Source organism: Streptomyces sp. NBC_01241 (genome assembly GCF_041435435.1).
GTDB lineage: Bacteria > Actinomycetota > Actinomycetes > Streptomycetales > Streptomycetaceae > Streptomyces.
Genome location: NZ_CP108494.1, coordinates 3,924,011 through 3,948,073, shown reverse-complemented (window position 1 = coordinate 3,948,073; position 24,063 = coordinate 3,924,011). Strand labels below are relative to the sequence as shown.

The window sequence follows — 24,063 nt, the reverse complement described above, 5'->3', positions numbered from 1 at the left end:
GTCAGGCAGAGTCGGGTTGCATGCCCGCGATTCGGGCCGCCAGTTCCTCTACATCAAGGTCAGCTGCCTGGCTCGGGAACCAGGACAGCCGGAGTCCATTCTCGGCCACCTTCTCGGGCAACCCCATCGCAGTGAGGACATGGCTGGGGGTGTAGGAGGCGCTTGTGCACGCGGAGCCTGTTGCAACAGCTACGTGTTGCTTCAGCATGACGATGAGCGCTTCAGCGTCCACACCGTCGAAGGACAGGTTAAGGATGTGGGGAACCGTGTGATTCTGGTCCCCGTTGACCCGGAACCGTGTCTTCGCGAGAGCATCCAGAAGCCGGTTACGGAGGTTCTCCGCGTTCCTGCTCCACTCAGCGTGGTCCTTCTCGAAGATCTTCGCTGCTTCGGCAAGGCCCATGATCAACGGGACCGGCAACGTACCGGGGCGCAGCTTGCGTTCCTGACCGCCACCAAACATGATCGGCTGCAGTGGCAGCCTCTCCCAGCCACGGCGGCGAATAACCAACATTCCCACGCCCTTGGGAGCACCGATCTTATGGCCGCTGACGCTCATCATGTCGATGGGTGCGGTTAGGTCTTGAGGGACCTTCCCGTATCCCTGCGCTGCATCTACATGCAGGTATGTCGGGGTCTCCCTCAAGAGCGCAGCAAGCTCGGCCACCGGCTGGACAACACCCGTCTCGTTGTTCACGTGCATTAGGGAGACGAGGAGCGTGTCCGGACGCAGCCGCTCCATCACTGCCTCGACGGGGACCCGACCCGATGAGCCTGGCTTGATGAAGTCGACCTCAAACCCGCGGGACTGCAGGTGCTCCAGGGGCTCAATCACTGCCTTGTGTTCGATTGCCGAGGTGATGATGTGACGCCGACCGCTCTGCTCGCTGTAGGGGGCAAGGCCAAGCAGGGCGATGTTGTTGCTCTCGGTAGCCCCGCTGGTGAAAATCAACTCGTCCGGTTCGGCGTGGACCGTGCTGGCGAGGTACTCGCGCGCCTGCTGCACGGCACGCTTTGCGCGGGTCCCGTACTCGTGCGTTCGGGACCCGGCGTTCCCGAAGTCCTCGGTCATCCAGTGCATCACCACGTCGGCCACACGCGGGTCCACACGCGTCGTCGCCGCAACATCGAGATAGGTAACCACGAGCCCCACCACACCCCTGAACGCTAATCGAGCGCATCCTGTACGTCATTTACCTGACGTACGATACCGTTGCACGCGTGGGATCATCCTCTTCGCAGCTCGCTGACACCGCCACCTCCGCAGGCTTTGACTACATCTTTCCGGCCATCCGGGGCGTCCAGGCGGGGCGCGAGTTCTACGTGTCCATGTGTCCCTTGCGGCTCATCCCGAAGATCTTCCTGTTCGACGAGGACGAGCTGGCACCAGAGGTTCGTGCCCAGCGCATCTTGAACAAGGGACGCCTTCCTGCGCTTACTCGCTACATCGTTGAGAATCCGGACGACTACGTCTTCAGCGCACTCACGGCATCCGTCGATGGAGAGATGCAGTTCGAGAGCATCTCCGACTCCGGCATGGGGATGCGCGCCGGCCAGATCCGCATCCCGATGGCCGCTCGCTTCCTGATCAACGACGGGCAGCATCGGCGCGCGGCCATCGAGCAGGCGCTGAAGGAGAATCCCGACCTCGGCGAGGAGACGATCGCAGTCGTCTTCTTCCATGACGCTGGACTCGCCCGATGCCAGCAAATGTTCGCGGACCTCAACCGGCATGCCGTGCGCCCGCAGCGTTCGATCGGCGTGCTGTACGACCACCGCGATGACCTAGCCATCATGACCCGTCTCCTGGCCATGAAGTCCCCGGTCTTCAAAGGTCACGTCGACCTGGAGAACAGCAACCTCGCTCAACGCTCACGCAAGCTCTTCACTCTCAGCGCTCTCTGCTCTGCCACCCAGTCACTCCTACACGGACTGGACGTCAAAAAGGACAAGGCCCAACAACTGGTCGAGGCGTATTGGGAGGCAGTTGACGCAGTTGTGCCCGAGTGGGGGATGGTGCGGCGCCGGGAGCTTGTGGCGCCGGAGGTGCGCAAGGACTACATCCACAGCCACGGGATCGCCCTGCATGCCCTCGGGCGGATCGGCAACTCGCTCTTGCGTAACTCCGAGTCCCCCAAGGTGTGGCAGTCGAAGCTAAAGCCCCTGACCTCGGTTGACTGGTCCCGCACCAACCCGGATTGGGAAGGTCGCGCGATGATCGGCGGGCGTGTGTCGAAGAGCCATCAGAACTTGACACTGACTGTGAACTATCTGCGTCATCACATGAAGCTCGAGCTCAGTCCGGAAGAGCAGCGTGTAGAGGACGCATACCTGCAAGGAGTTTCATGAGCACCCCAAAGCCGACGGCCCCCTTCCAAGGGAGGGCGCTCGCTGAAGTAGTCAGTGAGCTCACGGAAGAGATTCGTGAGCTCTATACAGCTGACGAGGTGCCGTGGGTCATCGGCTACAGCGGCGGCAAGGATTCTACTGCCGTACTGCAGCTCGTCTGGCTGGCTCTCCAGGGGCTGCCGGCAGAGCAGCGCACCAAACCAGTGCATGTGATCAGTACGGACACGCTTGTTGAGAATCCCGTCGTGGCTGCCTGGGTCACTCAGTCTCTCGACACCATGGGCAAGGCCGCGTCGGAACAGCAGCTCCCCATTGAGCCGCACCGGCTGATCCCTGAGGTCAAGGACACATTCTGGGTCAATCTCATCGGTCGCGGTTACCCAGCCCCGCGCCCTAAGTTCCGTTGGTGCACAGAGCGGTTGAAGATCAAGCCGTCGAACGCGTTCATCCGCCGCGTCGTACGGCGTCACGGGGAGGCAATCCTCGTTCTCGGTATTCGAAAGACGGAGAGCCAGGCACGTGCCCGTGTCATGGAGAAGCACGAGAAGCGTCGTGTTCGGGACCGCCTCTCGCCCAACGGGAACCTGCCGAACTCCCTCGTCTACAGCCCCATCGAAGCGTGGGGGACCGATGAGGTCTGGATGTTCCTGATGCAGTACTCCAACGCATGGGGACATCGGAACAAGGATCTACTGACCATGTACCAGGGGGCCTCTGAGGACTCCGAGTGCCCACTGGTTGTGGATGACACCACGCCTTCCTGCGGTGACAGCCGCTTCGGGTGCTGGACTTGCACTCTTGTGGACAAGGACAAGTCCATGACTGCCATGATCCGCAACGACGAGGAGAAGGAGTGGATGCGGCCCCTGCTCGCTCTCCGCAATGAGCTCGACGACGTATCAAAGGAACGGGAGACCCGGGACTTTCGCCGCATGAACGGCAGTGTCCAACTCTTCAACGACGGCGTCATCCACGGGCCCTACACGCAAGAAGCGCGACAGACATGGCTCAGGAAGCTTCTCGAAGCGCAGACCCTCGTGAGGCGGATCGCCCCAGAGAGCGTACGTGGCATCGAGCTGATCACGATGGAGGAACTGCACGAGATCCGCCGTATCTGGGTCTTCGACAAGCACGAGGTCGAGGACACCTTGCCAGCGATCTATGAGAAGGCTACGGGTGAGACGTTCCCGGGGCGGCCTCTCGACGAGCAGCTTGTCCTGGGGGCAGAGGAGATTGACCTCCTCAAGGAAGTGTGCGATGGCGACGATATTCACTTCACGATGACCCGCGAACTCCTCGCGGTCGAGCGGCAGCACCGAACGATGACTCGACGCTCCGGACTGTTCAAGGAGCTGGAGAAGACGATCAAGAAGGGCTTCTACGAGAACGAGGACGACGCCCTGGCGTTCGCGAAGCGTAAGCGGGAGATCCGTGACACAGCCCCGACCTACCTGACGCTGAACGAAGAGATCACTGATGCACCTTCATAACATTGAACTCCACGACTTTGGCGCCTATCGCGGCAAGCAGTCCCTTGATCTGAGAGTTCAACCGGGGCGTCCGATCATTCTGATCGGTGGGCTCAACGGATGCGGCAAGACGACCTTGCTCGACGCCATCCAGTTGGTCCTCTATGGCCCGCGGGCACGCTGCAGCGGTCGGGGGAGTCGCTCATACGATTCCTACCTGCGCGAGAGCATCAATCGTAAGGCGAACCCTACCGAGGGTGCAGAGATCGCTCTGGAGTTCTCCGTCATCGTGGATGGCCACGAGAGGCACTACCGCGTGATCAGGAGCTGGCGCCTGAGCGGCAAGCAGCTCAAGGAACACCTGAACGTTCTTGTGGGCGGCCAGTATGACCGCATTCTTAGCGAAGGCTGGCCCGACCATGTCGAGGACATCCTCCCCCTGGAAGTGGCCTCGCTCTTCTTCTTCGATGGGGAAAAGGTCGAGTCTCTCGCGGACCCCGAACGTGCAGCCGCTGTCATCGAGTCCGCAGTCCATTCCCTCCTGGGCGTGAGCACGGTGGAGCAGCTCCGCACCGATCTCCTTGCGCTACAGCGCCGGCAGCGGTTGTCCAACGAGGACCAGGCCATCATCGACCAGATCCGAACCCAGGAAGCCGAGCACGAAGCGGCGCAGGTGGACGTCGCGGACCGCACTCAAACGCTCGGCAGCACCCGGTCCAGGTGCGACCGTCTACAGGTACGCCTTAACAAGGTAGAGAAGTCATTCGAGCGGGCAGGAGGAAAGCTTTTCGAGCGGCAGAAGGAGCTGGAAGGCGATCGAGCAGCTATCGCCGATCGCCTGACGTCACAGCGCCATGCCCTGCGCTCTCTTGCTCAAGGCCCTCTTCCCCTCCTCATGCTCCCTCAGCAGCTTGCCACTCTCCGGAACCAGGCAGAACGCGAGAAGGAAGCTGATGACGCCACACGAGTCGTTGGCGTCCTAGAGGAGCGCGATGCATGGCTCCTTGACCAACTTCCTGCGTCAGTTCCGGCTGCTGCCCGCACGGCCTTGAAGCGGAAGCTAACCACTGACCGCAACAAGCGCGAGAATGCGGTCGAGCTGAAGCAGAGCCTTGACCTGCCTTCGGATACTCTCCAGCAACTCTCGGCGCTCAACGAAGCACTCACCCGAGACGCGACCCGGGCACGCGAGCTCCTCAGAGAATCCGCAGACACGGTTGATCAGCTTGACGATGCCGATCGCCTCCTAGCGGGCGTTCCAGACAAGAAGCTCATCAAGGATCTCGTCGAAGAGCGCAGCGAGGCCATAGACGAACTCGCCGTAGCCAAGGCTGAACTCAGGCGCGGTGAGGAACTGCTGGCTGAGGCAAGGAACCGCCGCGATCGGATTGGTGCTGACCTGGAACGAGCACAACAGAAGCGTGTCAAGACGCTGATCGAGATCGAGGAACTCGATCGCATCGTGACCTATGCCGACAAGGCACGGGACACACTCGAGAAGTTCGGCGCTGCTCTGCTACGGCGGCACATCAGCCGCCTGGAAGTCGCTGTCCTTCAGAGCTTCAAGGCATTGATGCGCAAGAACGGCCTCATTCACGACCTGCGGATCGACACGGATAAGTTCAACCTCACTCTTGCGGACTCGGACGGAGAAGCCATTGATCCCGGACGACTCAGCGCCGGCGAGCGGCAGCTACTGGCCATCTCGCTCCTCTGGGGTCTCGCTAAGGTTGCCGGTAACCGGCTGCCGAGCGTGATCGACACACCGCTTGGCCGTCTCGACAGCCGGCACCGTCAGCATCTGGTCGATCGCTACTTCCCCAATGCTGGACGGCAAGTGCTCCTGCTGTCCACGGACGAAGAGATCGATGAGAACCTTCTGGGTCGATTGAAGCCATCCCTCGCGCACACCTACACCCTCGTTCACGACGACACGACGTTCACTACCACCGTTGAAGCTGGATACTGGTGGACCGCGGGAGTCACGCATGTCGCTTGAGACAGTTCGCCTTTCGCAAACGGCGAAAGAGCAGCTCATCTGGCTGAAGCGCAACACTGGTCTGACCCAGTGGAATGAGCTGTGCAGGTGGGCACTTGCCCTGTCACTACGTGACCCGTCCACCCCGCTGGTCAAGGAAGTCACGACCGACTCCAACGTCGAAATGTCGTGGAAGACGTTCTCCAGTCCCTACGGAGACATCTACCTCGCTCTACTGAAGCAACGGTGTCTGATGGACGGTGAAGAGCCGTCGGACGAGGCGCTTTCCAGGACGCTGACGGTCCACCTGCACCGCGGAATAGGCTTCTTGGCTGGCCGTAGCGACCTCCGTTCCATCGAGCAGCTCGTCTCCACCGCCACGGGGTAGCCCCTAGGCGCAGCACCCTTGGGCCCGTCCTTCCTCTTGGAGGGGCGGGCCCTAGTGCGTTCTGGACAGCGAATCTGCCGCGGCAGCCAGTGCCTGCGGGAAATTTCCAGAGCCACTGCAACAACGGGGTTAGCCACCCGACCTCTATAGATGAGGGACAGTCAGCCGCCGTACCAAACAAGGGGATTCACCTCGGGAGTCGGCTGTCGTCGAGTACCCTCGCAAGACAACCGCATAAGCACAGCTTCACCTTCGGACGCGAGCCACCGCATGGGGCTCGCCGCCAGACAAGACGGAGCGAACATGATCAGCTACCCCGTTGAGGGGGCCGTTATTGCGCTGCAACAGCGCGCCCTCGGCACCAGCGACGCCTACCAGCTCGACAGGATCGACCGCGCACTCGACGAACTTCTGCGCAACCCCTCTGACGAGTCCACGCCTGCGGAGTACCGCGTACGGTCAGCCATGGGTCATGCCTACGAGACGTTGGAACGTCGCAAGGTCATCACCCCCTGCAGCACCCTCGAAGAGGCTCACTCCGAGCACGGGGTGGCGGACCAGGGCTATCCAGTCGTCGAGTTCAGCGAGTGGCTCCGCACGGAGCCTGGCATCTCGCCGGCCCACCGCGCCGTCCTCCAGGCGATCGCGCAGGGCGAAGACGCCGAGAGCCTGGCTGATCGACAGGGACTGCCTGTGACACGCATGCGGGAGAGAATCAGCCGTGCACGAAAGAGTGCCCGTCAGCTCTGGACCGCATCGGCGAGGGTCGCGTGAGCGCCCGGCTCATGCGTATGAGCCCCTGGCTCATACGGGCACTCATCCCGTCCCACGTAGTCGGCACCTATGTGCTCTACACGGCCACGGGTGTGCCGCGCTATGTCGGACGCAGCGACACAGACATCCGGCGGCGCCTGCTCCGACACTGCACCGATCGTACCGGGGCGTACTTCACCTACGACGTGCACTACAACCCCGCGAATGCCTTCGAGATGGAGTGCGCTCTATTTCATGCACTCTCACCCGAACTGGCAAACCGCATCCATCCGGATCGCCCGAACTTTCACGAGACTGCTTGCCTCTTCTGCCTGCCCACACAACGGGCAGCACAGAAATTTCGGTGTCTGCCACAAACCGCCACCCTAAGGAATGAGGACGCACAATGACGAACCCCATTTTCCTGGCACCCGATGATCAGCGCGCCAACATCATCCAAATCGACCGCGCCCTGGAATCAATGCGTGATGCTGGCTTCGACCTCACGGCAGCCATCGGTGAACCGCTGGACAACTCGATTCAGGCCGAGGCGACGCTAATGCGCGTCCTCCCGCTCTACGGGCCCAAGAAGAAGTCAATCCACAGTTTCATCATCGCCGACAACGGCGTGGGAATCGATCCATCGATCATGCATAACGTCCTGTCGATGGGCTACAGCGCCCGCTATAACCAGCGTGACGGCCTTGGCCGCTTCGGGATGGGTCTCAAGCTCGCTGGGCTCAGCCTGGGAGAGCGCATCGACGTCTACAGCAAACGTGCGGGCGACCCCCAGATCCATCACAGTTACGTCGACCTTGAGGAGGTACGCGACGGCAAGCAGCAATACATCGCGACCCAAGTGGTCACGGACTGGCCCGAAGAAGCGGGCAAACTCATGGTCGGGCGGGATGGCCGACCGCTAGCCTCTGGAACCGTGGTCATTTTCGGCAAGATCGACCGCCTGCACAGCGGGGGAACGTACGGAACATCCCTGGATGAGAAGCTCTCCGATCTGCGCAAGTTCATCGCGCGCGCCTACCGCACCTACATCGATACAGGACGCACCTTCGAGCTCGAGAACAAGGTAGTCACGTTGCACGATCCGCTGTTCCTGCGGGACAACCCTCGAATCATCTCCAGGTACAAGCCTCAGAAGCTCGACCCTCGTGGCCACCTTATCGAGGAAGGCGACCTGGAGGTCGAGGGTCACAAAGTGCACGTTTCCGTCGCACTGGTGCCGGCTGAATTTCGTCCCTGGAAAGGTGCCGGCGGTGAATGCGACCACCGAGGCGAGGACATTCGGGAGTTCCAGATCAACGCCGAAAATGCGGCTAGGGTCAGCATCTTGCGCAATGGTCGAGAGATCTACTACGACGTTGTTCCGCGGCTCCTCGACTCAGCAAGTCGTAACGACAAGGTTGCCCGATACATCGGCATCGAGGTGACCTTCCCGGCCGACCTGGACGACTACTTCCAAGTGCGCAACGTGAAGCGTGGTGCCGAGCCTGTAACGAAGCTGCGCAACCAACTGCATGACTGGCTCAAGCGCCCGATGTCTCAAGCTCGCGTGCAGATCCGCCAGTACTGGGGAGATGTTGAAGCTCGCGAGCGCCTCAGTAAAGGTGAGCACAGCAGCAGCATGGCCGTCGCCGAACGCACCGATCCCAGCCTGCCCCGCGGCCTTGCAGGCAGGGACGTCACAGCGGAGCAGGAAGAGGAGGTTGTCCAGCACGCCGCGGAGGACATGGGCCTGAGCGCTGAGACCGACGCAGTCAAGATTGCTGAGCTCCGAGAGCAGGTCCGGACCAAGCCCATCACGTTGCTTGACGGGAGCTGGCCGGGCAAAGAGTTCCTTGAGGTCCATCATCTCAACGGCAAGTCGGTTGTGAAGTTCAACCACCGGCATTCGTTCTTCCGTGATGTGTACGGACCGCTCAAGAAGATCGCCGACGATGGTGCCGACGGCATGAGCCCGGAGGACATCCTCGACCTGGCACGCCGAGCCGAGGCCGCGATCGACCTTCTGTTCATGGGCTACGCGCGTGCTGAAGCCCAGCACGAGAACCCTGACGAGCAGTTCAGCCAACTGCGCACCTACTGGGGCATGTTCACGGGTGCCATGCTCAAAGAAGAGCTGAAGGACGAGTGATTTCTGGCCCGCGCCGGGGGCCCGGTCCTCCGGCGCGGATGGGCCAAATCAAGCTGGCATGGCTTGTTTTGTCAGCAGCACCAGCATCAATTGCTGCATTGGGCCCCATAAGAACCCTGTGACCTGCAAGATGTCGTCAGAAGACTTGACGGCAACCCATCGCGACCGCGCAGCGGAGTCTGCCGGCGCCGCAACTGATACAGCGTAGGAAGGCAGTGAAGGATGTTCGGCTCGGGTAGCAGGCTCACGTTCCGTGATTACGTGCAGGGAACGTGGGGCAGTTTTGACACTCCTGCGGGGCGGGTCGACTACATCATGACGAAGGCGCGGCTGGGCGGTGAAGCAGACACGCCTGAGCGTCAACTCACAAAGAGTTTGGCCCCCGTCCGCGAAGTCATGGACGCCGGCGACCTGGACTTCAACCAACTCCTCCAGCGCGACCTCGACGATCACCGCGTGGCAGTTAACCTGATTCCTTACCTGCTCAAACCACAGACGACAGGCCCCGCCTTCTTTCCTCCGATCGTGGCCGTTCTACTTCCCTTCCGCAGCAAACGACCTACCTCTTTCCCAGCGCTCGGGGAGCTGGCGTCTATCAACGCCGACGAGGCCAGCTGGCAGGAGCAACGTGCAGGCAGCGCCTTCCAGGTCCATCGGCTACTCGCTTCCGACGGACAGCCACACGGTGCAAATGTGGGCAAGCTGTGGTGGAACCGTTCCGAGTCGAGCCTGGTTGTCCTTGACGGCCAGCATCGTGCGATGGCGCTCCTCGCGATCGAACGCACCCTGACCAACTCATGGCAGGACACGTCCGCGGTCAAGTACCGCTCCTTCTATGAGCATCAGGTGCGGCGCGTGCTGGAGCAGCACGGTGCCGGTGAGCCCGACCTCTCGAAGGTCGAGGTCCCGGTCACTGTGTGCTGGTTCCCGGAGCAGACAGGGGAAGGTTCCCGACCCCACGAAGCTGCCCGAAAGCTCTTTGTTGACGTCAACAAGGAGGCGCGCCCTCCGAGCGAGTCCCGCATCATCCTGCTCTCAGACGCTGAACTTTCCAATGTCCTCACGCGGAGCATGCTCAGCGAGCTACGAAGCCGCAGCGACGACTCCTACCTTCCTTTGTACGCCGTTGAGTACGACAACCCGGAGGTCAACAGCCACAGGCCCGCGCGGTGGTCGGTCCTCACGAACATCAACCTTCTCAAGATGGCCGTGAACCGCTGCATCTTCGGTCCGTCGAAGTACCTCACCAACGTCGCACAAGGAATCTCCGGTAAGGAGAGCGAACTACAGCGCGACGAGTTTATGCGTAGCCAGCTCGACGTAGCCACGCTTCTCGAGAGGTACTTCGAGGATGGAGGAATCCCCTTCGATCGAGACACTCTTGGGGACAAGCAGTTTCCCCTAGGCAAGATGGAGGCGATTAGCGCACGGTTCAAGGAAACGTGGGGCAAGGCAATCCTGACACTGCTCTCGAGGACCGCTCCTTATGCAGCACATGCCAGTGCCTTGACCAAGCTGAAGGATGACTGGCATGTGGCCGATACCTTTGCAGCACTGGCTCACGATGCTCTGTTTGGTGGTGTCGGTGTGTTTTGGACACTCCGGGACAGTCACGATCACTACCTGGAGCATAGGGACAGTACGGATCGCCGAGTTCCTAAATCGGATGTCATTCGGGCCTGGGAGGCGCTAAGGGGGAAGGAGGAGGATTTCGACCAGTACCGCGCTCAGGAGTACCTGGCGTCGACTCGCCCTGAACGCGTCAAACGATGCAAAGATGCGTACAGCGTGCTCAACACTCATGCGTGCCAGCTCGGCCTTGTTATGACGATGGGGTCACTCTGGGAAATTCGGAAAACGCAGCCGGGCGGTGTAGAGCTCAAAGATCTGCCGACCTTCGCTGAATCTCTCGTCGATGCCTGGAATGCCTTCTTTCAAATCGAGCACAGCCGGGCCCGTGACCGAAAGGCCGCCTTCAATAAGACCGGCATCACGAATCCGATCAATCAGATTGGAAACATGGAGTCAGCTCAGGCTGTCTACTTTCGCTATTTCTGGATGCAGGCGCTGGCTGTTCCCACAGCCTGGTCACACGTAGCTTCATGGGTGCCGGACCGCGGCGAGTTCGACAGGAAGCTCGGCGAGGCTCGACGCATGTACCTGGATCTGTGCATCAAGCAACAGCTCAAGGCTCTCAAGACCAACCAACCGACAGCAAAGGAAGATGAACTCCGCCCCATTGCGGAGAAGCAAGCGAACACTGCGCTCAGGAAGGCGCTTAAGGACTGGTTCGGCATGCCGGACAACGAATTCGAAGCTTGGCTGAGCCAGCCGGTGCGCCGCAGCAAGCAAGGGGAACTCAACCTGGATGATGCTGCCGCAGAGTCGTAATAGAGGAAATGGGCAGAAATTCGGTGGAGGCGTAGGCGTCGAGCTGGTCGAGCGTCTTCGTCTCTCCGGCCATGGATAGCCACAGCCTCCGGAAGGAATACCCAGTCTGCGGCTTACAATCGCCCGGATGGTGGGCCATAGGCCACCTTCAGACGTTTAGCACGACCGCCGCTTGCGGGAATTAGTTATTATCAGCATCCAGGACGTCGGCAAAGCAGGAGGTACAGGTGAGCGAAGTAATTCGCACCTATGATGCGTTTCGTTCGTGGCAGACCTCGGAGAGTAAGCCACTAATTCTGTTTTCGGCCCCGGCTGTGGAGATCGAACAGTGGGCTGGTGTACCTCAGCGCCGGCGCTTGGCCGAGGATGAAACATCAGGTTTTCAGCGAGAGGAAGACAGAGGTCGAGTTCGAGAGTTGACTGAATTCTTCAGCAATCATCAAAATGTGACGCAAAATCCTTTGCTTGGCGCTCTACAAGATGACGCGTTGATCGAGTTCCGCGAACTCGAGCCAGGCTCGGCATTTGGGCAGCTCAAGATTAGTTACGAAGACTATGCAGAAGTTCCCATGATTGAACTTCTCAGACGCCTGGTGTCCCGCCTTGAGGGGCGAGTTGGCATTCTTAGTGACAGTGTAGTCGACGAAACTCGCGTTGCCGTCCTCCTGGAACGCGAGAGTCAAAGACTGGATCCGACATTTTCTCCCGTCAGCGAGGGAAGTGACAATCAAGACGACGACGCCGAGATAGTGACTGTCGATGAATCAAGCAGTGACGATAGCGACGATGCCGCTACGGTCATGCTTGCCGAGGAAACGCACCTTGTCGATTTCTACACCGAGCTCAAGGGGCGGATACGGGTCTTGGAACATCTCGATATCCAGGATGCCGACGAAGTTCAAGGTTTCACTAAGGAGGCTCTGCTGGGGTACCTAAAGCCGGTGGTACTTGTTGATGGTCAGCACAGGTTGCGAGGCGCAGTGGTTTCGGCCACAGAGGCGCTCAAGACCGATCAGGGAAGGAACTTCATCCTCAGCGCAGTCGAATCGGGACAGGATCCTAAGGAGGCCGAACAGCGCCTGATGTTCGAGAGTTCGCGGAAACTGCCGTTTTCGCTCCTCATGGACGACAGCCCGAGCGAGCACGTTTTCCAGTTTGTGGTGGTGAATCAGAAGGCTATTCCTATGGGGAAAGCGTTGCTGGGCACGATTGTTTCCACAAGTCTCAGCCGCGGGGAACTGCAGAGCGTGGCTCAGCGTCTTCGTGATGCAGGCATTAAGCTTGAGGACTCGCAAGCCGTCGCCTATCTGACCAGGGCCGAAGAGAGCCCCTTTCGTGGTTTGGTGCAGACTGGCATGGACGGAGATCGAACGGGTCTACTTCAGTGGAGTGTACTCCAAGGGCTTGTTTCCATTTTCCGGGAACTGCGCGGTGGCCGGCCCTATCACGGCAAGGTTGACTACGCTCGCGCGTGGAAGGCGGAATATTTCCCCCGATGTGGATTGGTGACCGGTGACTCAGACGCGGAACGCGACCAAGACTGGTCCCGTCCCGATGGTCCGTGGCGTGACATCTTCGTCTATTTTTACACGCGTATCCGTGATTATTTCGGAGACCCTGTCGATACGGACACATTTAATGGTTGGGGTAGCACAGCCAAGAGTAACCTATTCAATAAGATTTCATTGACAATCTTGGCGTGTGACTACTTTGACTACATTTACACTGCGGGGGAGGCCCTAGACAGTTTGGATGACTTCTCTCGTACGCTGGATGAATGGCTTAAGAATGGGCGTGTGAGCCGTTCATACTTCAATCGCGATTGGCAGTTGGCGCGGGTTAAGAAGGACCAGAAGGTGGTCAAGGAATTGTGGTCACAGAACTGGCATGAATATCGAAAAGTTCCCATGACGCTGCCGAAGACGTTCAAGCCTTAAGTTTTCTAAAGTGGACACTCATGCGATTCGCGATTTCTATCGAGTACTCGGCCAGGCGCTTCCGGATAGGTGGTCGGAAGCCTCGCTGAGGGAAGTCGCACAACATAGTGCACCCATGGGCCTTTTGGGGAAGAATGAATGGATCCTCCGGGCCGACTATTCGATGACTGTCGGTCGTTGGTTCATTGAAGGCCTCGTCGACCTTGGCAGATATGCGCGAAATTCACAGAATATCGGCCATCTGCTCGTCGAGATTTCAGAGCGCCTCCGTGAAATCGACCCCATGGCGCCGCAGGATGAAATTCAGTCTGCTGCACGTCAGCTTACTACCTTCGCTTGGAGGGAAGTAGAGGCGCGGCGCAATGTTCGGCGTGAGCGTATCGATAGGGCGCTTCGCGATGCCGTCTGGTTCAGGGACGAACCCTTGCAGAGGTGTTACCTGTGTGGATACCGATTCTCGGAGCACGCTAAGAACCTTTTTCTTCGCCGGTCGCGGGTTCCCTTGGCTCCCCACAAGTTGGTCGACTTCACGAGACCGCGAGGTGTTAATCCAAGACATCTGAGAGTCGAACTTGATCACGTTATTCCGGTGGCTGAAGGCGGTAAGACGAACGCAGCTAACCTCAGGTTGGCGTGTGGCTGGTGCAACAATGCGAAAAGTAGTCTGTGGAGTGTATATGACGCCAAAGCGTGGTCAATTGGTGTGATACAACACCCATCGCTCGGCCATATATCCGTGCCTCAACCCCTTTGGATGTTGCGTATGGTTGCCACGCGCGCGAGATGCGAGGTAGTAGGCGGGTGCGGCGCGCGCCTAACAACCGATGAACTCTTTGTAGCTCCTCGCATAATCAAAGGTGCATTGACGCCTACAAACCTCATGGTTGTATGCCGTAAGCATGACCCTTGGATTGGGCAACGACTCGTGAGTCCGACACTGCTGCCGAAGAGATAGCGGTTGGCGTGCTGCCAGGTATAGGGGCCACCCGGCTTGGCTACAGCTTGGCCAGTCAGGTAGATATCGGAGGAGCAGCCCAGGCTGGCAACTCCTGCAAGATCAGCCGGGACGTCAAGGATCATTTCGTGTTCGGACATGGCGCCCATCGGTGCTTGGCACGCCGCTGGCGTGTAAAGGAACTGGCGTGGGGCCGAGCTGGACTGCTGCGCGGACTCCGGTCGATGCCCGTCAATTGGTAGCTTCGGAGCCGAAACTTTCCGCAGTCTGTGCATTTCCCCGTCTGATTCACGGATCAGACGGAGACCCTTTTGCTGGGCCACCCGACGCACGGCCGAGAGGCTGGGGGCGAAGCCCAGCGTGCGGCTGAGCAGGGCCCCGAGGGTGTCCTCGGCGTGCTCCTTCAGGGAGACGACGGGGAGGTTTTGGGTGTCCCCGAAGGACTGCTTGGAGAAGCGGGCCGTGAACTCCGCGCGGGCGGCAGCCGCGGTGTCCCGTCCGTGGAGAGCGGCCACCACCTCGCCGGCCAGGATCCGCTTCACCGCCATCGGGTGCGCGGTTCCCTCTTTCAGGCGCTTGGTCACCACCCGGATCTCGTCGTCCGTCCACTCGGTGAGGAGCTGGAGGTACGGCTCGGTCAGGTGGTCGGGGATGGACATCAGCGAACCGTATACGTCATCGGGAGATGAGGTCAGACCGACGTAGTTGCCCTTGCTCATCTTGGAGCCCGGCCGACTCCGCCCAGCTCGACATCAGCTGTGATGGCCACCGAGTCCATCGCCATCACGACGGAGTAGACGAACTCAGCGACGGACAGGCCCTGCCCCTCGGCGAGCCGGGTACGGAAGTCCTCGTGCTGGAGTGACATGGAGACCGGTACCCGCGCGAGAATCTCGACCAGCTGCGGCAGGTTCACCTTGTTGAGCCACTCGCCGTTGAAGCGCAGCTCAGCGTGCTCGAAGTCGATGAACGGTGTGACCTGCTGCTGGTAGGTGCTCAAGTTACGGGTGATGTCCTCGTCGGTGAGGGCCGGTCGTTCCGATGATGTGCGTCGCCTGTAGCGTGCGGTTCACCGCTCAAGAGCAGGGCAGCGTGAATTGCTCTTCCCTCAGTTACTAACAGCTATGGGTGGGGGCTGCTCGAATACGGATTTGGTGATCTTCTTGGTTGCTGCGCACTTCAGCGGCCAACCGAGCGGTTCGCGACGGAGAACGCGATCATTGCTGTCCACCGCGACACCTCGGCCTGTGGAACACCAGTGCACCTCTGCTGTCGCTGAGCGCAGTAATCGGCTCGGAGCAACCGTCGACATCGGGAGTGCCGGCGAGAGACGTACGTGTGGGGCCCGTCTGCCACCCCCTGTGCACAGTGGCCGAAGGCGGGGCGCCGATGTGGTCGCGCCCCGCCCCGATCCCATCGGGCCCAGACGCGGTTCAGCTCGGAACCGCGCTCATGACCGAGGTACGGAACCAGTCCACTGTCGCGGAGACACCTTCCTCAAGCGCTACGGGTGCCACTGTCGGGAACAGCGCTCGCAGGCGGCTGCTGTCGGCTTGGGAGTGCGGGACATCGCCGACGCGACCAGGCACGTGCTTCCGCCGGACGAGGCGACCAGTCGCGGTCTCGATTGTCGGAATCAGGTCCAGTAGGGGTACGCGGGTTCCTAATGCCAGGTTTACAGGGCGAGGTTCCACGACCCGGCGCAGGAGGGCGTCGGTGAGGACACTGCATACGGTGCCCACGTACGTGAAGTCTCGCGTCTGGGTGCCGTCGCCGTGCACGCTCACCGGCTGGCCGGCGAGTGCCGCGCCGATCCACTTCGGGATGACCGCGGAGTAGGCGTGGTCGGCACGCTGGCCGGGGCCGTAGACGTTGAAGAAGCGGAAGGGCAGCACCGGCAGGCCGAAGCTGTGGTGGTACGCGCCCAAGTACGTCTCCGTGGCGAGCTTGGTGACCGCGTACGGGCTCATCGGGGTGGGAGTGAGGTCTTCGTGCTTCGGCAGGTGCGGGTTCGCGCCGTAGACGGAGGACGAGGAGGCGGCGATGACGTGCAGGTTGCCGGCTCGGCGGGCGGCTTCGAGTACCTGGAGGGCGCCGGTTGCGTTGGCGTGGTGGCTGGCCAGGGGGTCCCGTATCGAGCGCGGTACGGAAGGCAGGGCGGCCAGGTGGACGACTGCGTCAGCGCCGTGAAATGCCTGGTCCAGGATGGCTACGTCCTGGACGTCACCCTCGAAGAAGTCGACGTCGAGGTCCGCGATGCTCGCCTTGTAGCCGGTGGACAGGTTGTCGACCACTCGGATCTGGCTGATTTCGCGGCACTCGGTCAGGGCCCGGGCGAGGCTGCTTCCTATGAACCCGGCGCCGCCGGTGATCACGATCTTCACGTGGCTTCCCTTTCAGAGAGAGTCGACGTGCGCGCCGACGAGCCGACGGCGACAGTCGAGGATGTACGGGCCGTGTGCGGCGATCAGGGCGTAGTCGAAGGCGTCGTGGTCGGCGAGGAGGACGACGGCGTCGGCTGCCGCGAGGCAGTCGGGTGTGACGTCGACTCGCCGGAGGTTCTTCAGGCCGGCCGCACGGGGGTGAGCGTCGTCGACGACGTGAGGGTCGACCGCCTGGACTTCGGCCCCCATGCCGATGAGCAGCTCGGCGATGCGCGACGCCGGCGTCTCACGGGCGTCCCCGGTGTTGGCCTTGTAAGCGAGGCCGAGCAGCAGAATCCGGGAACCGTTGAGGGCCTTCTTACGCTCGTTGAGGCCGTCGACGAGTCGTCGGACCACGTAGTCGGGCATGTGGCTGTTGACGTCGTTCGCCAGCTCGACGAAGCGGAAGCTGCGGCCCAGGGTTCGCTGGACCCGCCAGGAGAGATAGGACGGGTCGATGGGCAGGCAGTGACCGCCGACGCCAGGTCCTGGTGTGAAGCGCATGAAGCCGAAGGGCTTGGTCGCCGCAGCATCTATGGCGGCCCAGATGTCGATGCCCAGGTCGTGGGCGAACATTGCGAGCTCATTGGACAGGGCGATGTTCACGTGCCGGAAGGTGTTCTCCAGCAATTTCGCCAGCTCGGCTTCCTTGCAGGTGCCGACCAGAACGATCGTGTCGACGAGAGAGCCGTAGAATTCCCGGATGGTTGACGCCGATGCTGCGTCGATGCCGGAGACGACCTTGGGAGTGTTCTCCAGCCGCCATTCCCGGTTGCCGGGGTCGATGCGCTCGGGGCTGTAGCCGAGGCAAAAGTCGTGGCCGGCAGCCAGGCCGGACGCGCGTTCAAGGATCGGGCCGAAGAGCTCCTCGGTCGTGCCGGGGTATGTAGTGGACTCCAGGATGACGGTCGCCCCAGGCTTGAGGTGGCGGCCGAGCATCCACGCCGCGTCCTCGACGTGCGAGAGGTCGGGCGCCCCATCCCGGAGGGGCGTGGGGACGGTGACGATCGCGAGATCGAAGTCCGCGCAGTCAGCAGTGTCGAGGCTCGGGCGATAGGCCCCAGAGGCCAGGACCGGACCCAGCCTCGCGTCTGGAACGTCCTCGATGTACGACTGCCCAGCCACCAGCCGCTTCACGCGCTCGGTGTCAACGTCGAGGCCGACGACGTGGTACCCGACCTCGGCAGCCCTGATTGCAAGAGGGAGCCCGACGTACCCCTGGCCCACGACGAGGACGCGGCGCTGCTGGATCTCGCTTTTCTCGATCATGCGGACCGTCTCTTTGGAGTGGGGTGCGAACACTGCGTGCGGAACTGCCGGGGCACGGTGGCCCTAAGATGAGGACTGCCTCGGCCGTACGAGACTCGCTTGGCCGCCTGTCTCGGACGGCCGAGTGCCTTTTTCACGGGGGTTCGTCCGAGGGATAAACAGCTCGCCGGGGGGTTGCCCGGATTCGATACGATGACGACGGCCTGCAGACTCGACCCGTCACCGTGCGTGACACGACTGAGCGACCTGAGTGGTCGCGCCTGCTGCCGCCTCCCGACTTGGGCCCGCCGCGGCACTGCCACCGGCGCCTTACGTACGAAATGGAGCATCCAAGGATGGCTCGACACCTGGTCACCAGCGCGCTTCCCTACATCAACGGGATCAAGCACCTGGGCAACATGGTCGGGTCGATGCTTCCGGCGGATGTGTACTCCCGGTACCTCCGCCAGCGCGGTCACGACGTCCTGTACATCTGCGCCACCGACGAGCACGGGACACCGGCCGAGCTGGCGGCCAAGGCAGCCGGACTGTCGGTGGCCGAGTTCTGCGCGCAGGCCCACGATGCACAGAAGGCCGTATACGACGGCTTCCAGCTGGCCTTCGACTACTTCGGCCGCAGCTCCTCGCAGCAGAACGTCGAGATCACGCAGCACTTCGCACGTCAGCTCCACAAGAACGGCTTCATCGAAGAGCGGGCGATCCGCCAGGTGTACTCGCCTGTCGACGGCCGCTTCCTGCCGGACCGGTACGTCGAGGGCACCTGCCCTCACTGCGGCTACGACAAGGCTCGCGGTGACCAGTGCGAGAACTGCACCCGCGTACTCGACCCGACCGACCTCCTGAACCCGCGCTCCGCGATCAGCGGCTCCACGGAGCTGGAAGTCCGCGAGACCAAGCACCTGTTTCTGCTGCAGTCCAAGCTCCAGCACGAGGTGGAAGCCTGGGTGGCCCGGCACGAGGAGCAGTGGCCGCACCTGTCCTCCTCCATCGCCCGCAAGTGGCTGACCGAGGGCCTGCACGACCGTGCGATCACCCGCGACTTGGACTGGGGCGTCCCGGTCCCGGCCGACACCTGGCCGGAGCTCGCGGCCGAGGGCAAGGTCTTCTACGTCTGGTTCGACGCCCCGATCGAGTACATCGGCGCGACGAAGGAGTGGTCGGACACGGCGCAGGACGGCGAGACCCGCGACTGGAAGTCGTGGTGGTACGAGGCCGACGACACCGTCCGCTACACCCAGTTCATGGCCAAGGACAACGTCCCCTTCCACACGGTGATGTTCCCGGCCACCGAGCTCGGCGTCCGCGAGCCGTGGAAGAAGGTCGACGTCGTCAAGGGCTTCAACTGGCTGACGTACTACGGCGGCAAGTTCTCCACTTCCCAGAAGCGCGGTGTCTTCACGGACGCCGCCCTGGATCTGCTGCCCGCCGACTACTGGCGCTACTTCCTCATCGCCAACGCCCCGGAGTCCGACGACTCGTCCTTCACTTGGGAGCACTTCGCAGCCACGGTCAACAAGGACCTGGCCGACACGCTCGGCAACTTCGTCAACCGCGTGCTGTCCTTCTCCCGTAAGCGGTTTGGGGACGATGTCCCCGCGGGGAATGCGGCCGGCGAGGTGGAGGCGCGGCTGGGCGAGGAGATCGCGCGGCTGCTGGCCGAGTACGAGGAGTACATGGAGGCCCTCCAGTATCGCAAGGCCGGGGCCGCGCTGCGCGCCCTGTGGTCGGCGGGCAACTCCTACCTGGAGGAGAAGGCCCCCTGGTTGGAGATCAAGACCGACCCGGAGGGTGCGGCCCTGACCCTTCGTACGGCGATGAACCTCATCCACCTCTACGCGATCGTCTCCGAGCCGTTCATCCCGGCCTCGGCTGCCGCAATGCGCGGTGCCTTCGCCCTGGAGAGCGACACCGCGACCTGGGTGACCGCCGAGCAGGCCAAGTCCCTGGACGCTGTCCCGGCCGGTACAGCCTTTACCGTGCCGCCGGTGCTCTTCGCGAAGATCTCGGAGGAGGACCTGGAGTCCTACCGGACCCGCTTCGGCGGAGCCGACGCCTGACGGTGCCTCTCGTGCCCGTACCGATCCCGGCTTCATCGGGCGGTACGGGTGGTGAGGTGCCCGGCCAACTCAGCGGGGGGCACGTTCATCAGCCGGATTCGAGGGGCATTCTCGTCGATCTCGACCCACGTCACGCATCCGGAGCCGGGCACGTACTCGAGGTAGTGCTCGAAGCCGTGCTGCGTGAGCTTCAGCAGGAGGCAGGCGATTCCGCCGCCGTGGCCGACCAGGACGGTCGTGCGATGCGGTCCTGTGCAGAGCTCGCCCCACAGGCGCATGTAACGGGCCTGTACGTCTTCAGATGATTCGCCGCCCGGCGTGCGGAGCTGATGGATGGGGACATCCTGACGGGCCGCTTCTGCCACCGCGAGGTTTCTGGGCCGGCCGCCAAGATGGCCGCTGTTCTTCGCCGCCAGTCGGTCGTCCACACGTGCCTCGGCCGGTGTGAGCGCGGCCGTCAGGAGTGCGGCTGACTCACGACATCGGGACATCGGGCTGACGAGCATCTGGTCGGCCGTGAGTCCGGCTGCGGCGAGGGCGCGGCCAACGGTGCGGATGTCGTCGCGTCCGCGCTTGCTGAGTGTGCCGCCGACAGTCCTGCCCTGGTGGATACCACGGGCGTTTTCCTCGGTCTCACCGTGCTTGACCAGGTAGATGTATTTCGTGCTCATGGTGGTCCGTCCCTTTCTCAGTTCAGTCCCAGTCGCGGACGTCGACGAAGGCGGATACGGCGGCGACGAGCTGGTCGTGGTCGGCTCGGGTCATGGTGGGGAAGCGGTCGTAGTGCCACTCGATGTAGAGGACGGAGATGAGGCCGATCGTCCCGTCGGCGACCAGCTTCGTGAGTACGGGGTACTCGGCGCCCTCGATGTCCATCTTCACGACGACGTGATCGTCCGGGGTGACGGTCTGGCGCAGCCAGGCGCTGAAGTCTGTGGCGGGTACCGGGACCGGTGAGCCGTAGTCGATCTGCTGGTCGTACACCGGCGGGACGCGTTTGCCGGGCATCACGGTGGAGCTCTCATGGTGGCCAAGGAAGAGGTTGATCATCCCGTCGTGTGTCCATACGGCGCTGTGAGAGACCTCGACGCGGGGCGAGTGGGCGGCTCGTTCGACTTGGCGGCGGATGGCCGGCAGCAGCTCCTTGTTGGGTTCGAAGGCATAGAAGTCGTGGTCGGGGAGCTCGTGGATGAAGCGGCTCAGCACGATTCCGAGGTTGGTTCCGCAGTCGATGAAGACTTTGCGCATGAAGGACTCCCGTGGTCGGTCGTAACGGCGGGTAGGTGGATTTCCTGCACGACACGGTCGGCGAGCAGGACAAAGTCGCCGGTGTCAGGGCGGTAGCAGCGTTCCTGGTAGCGGATGGTGATGCGGCGCACCGGTTCCTCGCCGCGGTAGGGAAGAAGGTCGCCCCACTGGTAGAGCTGGCCGCCGGGGGCCTTGAGCCGGCGCAGCCGCCGGGGCAGCGGGCCCTTCGGCGTACCTGCGTTGAGCTGGATGAACATCGTGGTCAGGAAGGCGATGTGCTCGCGTGCCTGTTCCTCGTCCACTTGCGCTCGGCCGTAGGTCTGCTTGAGGTGGTGTAGCTCGGCGGGGTCGTCTGCTGCGTGGACGATGCGGTCGCGCAGCCCTCGGTCCCAGACGATGCCGAGGTGGCCGTGGAGGATGGGCTCGCTGGTGAGGAAGTAGCCCAGGACGCGGCCGAACTCGCGCTCGTACGGGCACATGAAGTCGTTGTAGAGCCCGAGTGTTGCGCCGGAGGCTGTTTCCACCTGCCAGTTGACGCGTGCCGTGAACGGTGAGTCCCACCAGCCGAGGTGCCACGGCTGCCACAGCAGGTCAGCCGTGCTGAGGATGAAAATCAGGAGTGCGATGACGACGGTCGGCCAGCCGAACGCTGCGGCGTACTCCGGATCAGGGAGCAGTGCGACGGTCAGCGCGAGTGCGGCGTTGGTGCAGATGTTCTCCCAGAAGAAGATGCCGGAGGCGAGGACGACGGCGAGGTTGAAGATGGCCGTCGCGGCCAAGACGGCGACGAGGAGTCGGTGGTTGTGGAACGCGATGAGGCCGGCGGTTTCGACCAGCACCGTCAGGATGTTGAGAGGGCGGTCCACGGCGCGTGCGCGGCGCAGGATGCCGGCCACGGTTTCAGGGGGCAGGAAGCGTGCCCATCCCCAGGAGTACGCGGAGGCTGTGAGGTAGTGGGTGCGGTTGTACCAGGCCCAGGACCAGGGTCGCGGCCCGAGCCGGGCCTTGCTCCACGCCGGCTTGACGTAGTGGGAGAGCGAGACGCAGCCGAGCACTAGTACGAGCCCGGTTGAGGATTCTGGTATGTCGAGGACTGTCACCACGAAGAACCAAGCGAGGTACGCCTTGAGCAGCCGCAGCGGCATCATCGCGTGGTGCTTCCAACCGCGCAGCTGGCCGCAGTAGACAGCGAGCCACGGCAGCAGGGCCGGTGTCCAGAAGCAGGAGGCCACCGCGAGGAGCAGCAGCACCACTTTGGCCCAGCGCTGTGGGCTGATGGGTTGGGTCACGTCGTAGTCGCTCGTGGTGCCCTGCCAAGTCAGCAGGGCGATCACGAATACGACGAACCAGCGGAAAGGGCCGGGGTCTGGCGCAGGGAGGAAGGCGAGCAGGGAGGAGGGAACTGCAGTCGCGAGCGTCGCTCGCGAGACCGTTGGCCGAGAGGACAGTGCCCGGACCGTCGGAGAGACGGCGAAGCGGTAGCAGAACATGACGGCCGCCACGACCACGGCGGTGGTCACGTAGGCGGGCAGTGAAGGTAGCTCCATGGCCGCCTACCGGACGGACGAGGAAGGGACCCGCCCACTGGCTGCGGGCAGGCTTTCCAGGTAGGAGGCGATTCGCTCCCGGGGGTCTTGGGTGAGGTGCTGGTCCCGATGGCGTTCGACGTTGGCGCGAAGTTCCCGGGCCCGGTTGAGGAAGTCGAGTATCGCCCCGCGCTCGATCCGTGGAGCGCTGGTGCCGAGTTCCGCCTCGTGGACCACCTTGGCGCACCAGTGCTGGTCGTACGTCGGGAGCGGCACCAGGTGGACCGGTTTGCCGAGCACGAATGCTTCGCTGATGAGGTTGAAGCCGGCGTTGGAGAAGACGGCCTCGGAGCGCGCCAGGTCGGAGATGAACGCCTGGCGGTCGAACGGGCAGATTTCGATCTTGTCGTCGGCGTACTGGCGCAGGTTCTCGGCCTCGTCCGAGTGCGCGTAGATCCGCAGGGTCCGGTCGGGGACGTACTGACGGAAGACGTCGGCGAGGGTGCGGACGGAGTCCTCGGGGCCGTGACCGAAGTACCGCGAGAAGTAGGCCGTGGTCACCGGCTCGGTCGTGACTTGGGCGGAACGGACGAAGTCCGGAACGACGGGGGCGATGAACTCCAGCTTCCGGTCGTCGGCCTCCAGGGGGACGTAGGAGCAGATGAAGGACCGGTCGGCGCGAGGGGTGAAGTAGCGCAGCCGCTGCTCGTCGGCGGTGCGTGCGTACCGGCCGACCGGCGGCAGGTCGAGGTGCCGGTATTTGCTCTGCTGGTCTACCGAGATGAGCGGTCTGCCGAAGTGGTAGGCCAGACGAGGTGTGTTGGGCTCGTAGTCCGTGATGAACACGTCTGGGACGCCGGTTTCCCTGATGATCCGGCGTAGGTGCAGGTGTCGGCTGATGCCGGCGGGAGTCTTCCGGATGTTGGTGCGTAAGGCGTCGGCCGCGTGGATGCGGTCGTCGCGGGCAAGGAGCGTCGGCATCCAACCGTCCCACGCGGGGAAGCCGAGGTCGCGGAAGTACTCGACCCGGGTGCTCCCGTTGGTGACGATCCGTACCTGGTGCCCGCGGTCGCGCAGGTACTGGGCGATCACGCTTTGCCTGACGGAATGCCCCATGCCTATGCCGTTGACGCCGATGATCACGCTGAGCGGCCGTGTGAGTGCAGACACG

Annotated in this window: 18 protein-coding genes and 1 pseudogene; 10 read left to right on the top strand and 9 right to left on the bottom strand. The window is 62.4% G+C overall.

Features of this window, described 5'->3' with window-relative positions:
* Position 1 precedes the first annotated feature (1 nt).
* Positions 2-1,144, bottom strand: coding sequence for a cysteine desulfurase DndA (dndA, locus tag OG306_RS17465; RefSeq protein WP_371665466.1), 1,143 nt, complete (start codon positions 1,142-1,144; stop codon positions 2-4).
* A 77-nt stretch (positions 1,145-1,221) separates the two neighbouring features.
* On the opposite strand from dndA, the gene dndB reads away from it, so the two are divergent.
* The 9 genes and pseudogenes from dndB to OG306_RS17420 all read left to right on the top strand — a co-directional run.
* The gene (gene dndB / locus OG306_RS17460; protein ID WP_371665465.1) at positions 1,222-2,349 is read left to right on the top strand and encodes a DNA sulfur modification protein DndB; all 1,128 of its coding nucleotides are present in this window, start codon (positions 1,222-1,224) and stop codon (positions 2,347-2,349) included.
* Positions 2,346-3,839 carry a DNA phosphorothioation system sulfurtransferase DndC gene (gene dndC / locus OG306_RS17455; protein WP_371665464.1) on the top strand — a complete coding sequence of 498 codons (1,494 nt, stop codon included), beginning with the start codon at positions 2,346-2,348 and terminating at the stop codon, positions 3,837-3,839. The genes dndB and dndC overlap by 4 nt, the downstream gene beginning before the upstream one ends.
* Positions 3,826-5,817, top strand: a complete 1,992-nt coding sequence (dndD, locus tag OG306_RS17450) for a DNA sulfur modification protein DndD (RefSeq protein WP_371665463.1) — start codon at positions 3,826-3,828, stop codon at positions 5,815-5,817. Before dndC ends, dndD begins: the two co-directional genes overlap by 14 nt.
* Positions 5,807-6,184 (top strand): DNA sulfur modification protein DndE, encoded by a 378-nt coding sequence (gene dndE / locus OG306_RS17445; RefSeq protein WP_371665462.1) that lies wholly within the window; start codon positions 5,807-5,809, stop codon positions 6,182-6,184. Before dndD ends, dndE begins: the two co-directional genes overlap by 11 nt.
* Before the next feature lie 303 nt (positions 6,185-6,487).
* Entirely contained in the window at positions 6,488-6,958 is a 471-nt protein-coding gene (locus OG306_RS17440; RefSeq protein ID WP_371665461.1) for a hypothetical protein, read from the top strand.
* 385 nt (positions 6,959-7,343) lie between these two features.
* Positions 7,344-9,086 carry an ATP-binding protein gene (locus OG306_RS17435; protein ID WP_371665460.1) on the top strand — a complete coding sequence of 581 codons (1,743 nt, stop codon included), beginning with the start codon at positions 7,344-7,346 and terminating at the stop codon, positions 9,084-9,086.
* A gap of 222 nt (positions 9,087-9,308) precedes the next feature.
* Positions 9,309-11,477 carry a hypothetical protein gene (locus OG306_RS17430; RefSeq protein ID WP_371665459.1) on the top strand — a complete coding sequence of 723 codons (2,169 nt, stop codon included), beginning with the start codon at positions 9,309-9,311 and terminating at the stop codon, positions 11,475-11,477.
* A gap of 227 nt (positions 11,478-11,704) precedes the next feature.
* A complete protein-coding gene (locus OG306_RS17425) occupies positions 11,705-13,414 on the top strand; it encodes a hypothetical protein (RefSeq protein WP_371665458.1) in 1,710 nt (569 codons plus the stop codon).
* Between the two features lie 115 nt (positions 13,415-13,529).
* Positions 13,530-14,066: pseudogene (locus tag OG306_RS17420) on the top strand (HNH endonuclease); the annotation flags it as partial.
* Between the two features lie 89 nt (positions 14,067-14,155).
* Here OG306_RS17420 and OG306_RS17415 read toward each other — a convergent pair.
* The 4 genes from OG306_RS17415 to OG306_RS17400 form a co-directional block, all read right to left on the bottom strand.
* The gene (locus OG306_RS17415; RefSeq protein WP_371665457.1) at positions 14,156-15,088 is read right to left on the bottom strand and encodes a hypothetical protein; all 933 of its coding nucleotides are present in this window, start codon (positions 15,086-15,088) and stop codon (positions 14,156-14,158) included.
* On the bottom strand, positions 15,085-15,369 hold the full coding sequence (locus OG306_RS17410) for a hypothetical protein (RefSeq protein ID WP_371665456.1): 285 nt from the start codon (positions 15,367-15,369) through the stop codon (positions 15,085-15,087). The genes OG306_RS17415 and OG306_RS17410 overlap by 4 nt, the downstream gene beginning before the upstream one ends.
* 433 nt (positions 15,370-15,802) lie before the next feature.
* Positions 15,803-16,753: an NAD-dependent epimerase/dehydratase family protein gene (locus OG306_RS17405; RefSeq protein ID WP_371665455.1), complete on the bottom strand. Its 951-nt coding sequence runs from the start codon at positions 16,751-16,753 to the stop codon at positions 15,803-15,805.
* Positions 16,754-16,765: 12 nt separating this feature from the next.
* Positions 16,766-18,061 carry a nucleotide sugar dehydrogenase gene (locus OG306_RS17400; RefSeq protein WP_371665454.1) on the bottom strand — a complete coding sequence of 432 codons (1,296 nt, stop codon included), beginning with the start codon at positions 18,059-18,061 and terminating at the stop codon, positions 16,766-16,768.
* 335 nt (positions 18,062-18,396) lie between these two features.
* Here OG306_RS17400 and metG point away from each other — a divergent pair, with 335 nt between their 5' ends.
* A complete protein-coding gene (gene metG, locus OG306_RS17395; RefSeq protein ID WP_371665453.1) occupies positions 18,397-20,118 on the top strand; it encodes a methionine--tRNA ligase in 1,722 nt (573 codons plus the stop codon).
* Between the two features lie 32 nt (positions 20,119-20,150).
* Here metG and OG306_RS17390 read toward each other — a convergent pair whose 3' ends face one another.
* Genes OG306_RS17390 through OG306_RS17375 form a run of 4 tightly spaced genes read right to left on the bottom strand, consistent with a single transcriptional unit; the run spans position 20,151 to position 24,062 of the window.
* Positions 20,151-20,789, bottom strand: coding sequence for a histidine phosphatase family protein (locus OG306_RS17390; protein WP_371665452.1), 639 nt, complete (start codon positions 20,787-20,789; stop codon positions 20,151-20,153).
* 22 nt (positions 20,790-20,811) lie between these two features.
* Positions 20,812-21,366, bottom strand: a complete 555-nt coding sequence (locus OG306_RS17385) for an FkbM family methyltransferase (RefSeq protein ID WP_371665451.1) — start codon at positions 21,364-21,366, stop codon at positions 20,812-20,814.
* A complete protein-coding gene (locus OG306_RS17380; RefSeq protein WP_371665450.1) occupies positions 21,318-22,913 on the bottom strand; it encodes a hypothetical protein in 1,596 nt (531 codons plus the stop codon). The genes OG306_RS17385 and OG306_RS17380 overlap by 49 nt, the downstream gene beginning before the upstream one ends.
* A gap of 6 nt (positions 22,914-22,919) precedes the next feature.
* Positions 22,920-24,062, bottom strand: coding sequence for a glycosyltransferase family protein (locus OG306_RS17375; protein ID WP_371665449.1), 1,143 nt, complete (start codon positions 24,060-24,062; stop codon positions 22,920-22,922).
* Position 24,063 lies beyond the last annotated feature (1 nt).

Coding starts and splice junctions, on each gene's coding strand:
- dndC (WP_371665464.1), top strand. CDS start 2,346: ATGAGCACCCCAAAGCCGACGGCCCCCTTCCAAGGGAGGGCGCTCGCT.
- OG306_RS17415 (WP_371665457.1), bottom strand. CDS start 15,088: ATGAGCAAGGGCAACTACGTCGGTCTGACCTCATCTCCCGATGACGTA.
- OG306_RS17400 (WP_371665454.1), bottom strand. CDS start 18,061: ATGATCGAGAAAAGCGAGATCCAGCAGCGCCGCGTCCTCGTCGTGGGC.
- OG306_RS17385 (WP_371665451.1), bottom strand. CDS start 21,366: ATGCGCAAAGTCTTCATCGACTGCGGAACCAACCTCGGAATCGTGCTG.
- dndD (WP_371665463.1), top strand. CDS start 3,826: ATGCACCTTCATAACATTGAACTCCACGACTTTGGCGCCTATCGCGGC.
- OG306_RS17440 (WP_371665461.1), top strand. CDS start 6,488: ATGATCAGCTACCCCGTTGAGGGGGCCGTTATTGCGCTGCAACAGCGC.
- OG306_RS17390 (WP_371665452.1), bottom strand. CDS start 20,789: ATGAGCACGAAATACATCTACCTGGTCAAGCACGGTGAGACCGAGGAA.
- metG (WP_371665453.1), top strand. CDS start 18,397: ATGGCTCGACACCTGGTCACCAGCGCGCTTCCCTACATCAACGGGATC.
- OG306_RS17435 (WP_371665460.1), top strand. CDS start 7,344: ATGACGAACCCCATTTTCCTGGCACCCGATGATCAGCGCGCCAACATC.
- dndE (WP_371665462.1), top strand. CDS start 5,807: ATGTCGCTTGAGACAGTTCGCCTTTCGCAAACGGCGAAAGAGCAGCTC.
- OG306_RS17380 (WP_371665450.1), bottom strand. CDS start 22,913: ATGGAGCTACCTTCACTGCCCGCCTACGTGACCACCGCCGTGGTCGTG.
- OG306_RS17430 (WP_371665459.1), top strand. CDS start 9,309: ATGTTCGGCTCGGGTAGCAGGCTCACGTTCCGTGATTACGTGCAGGGA.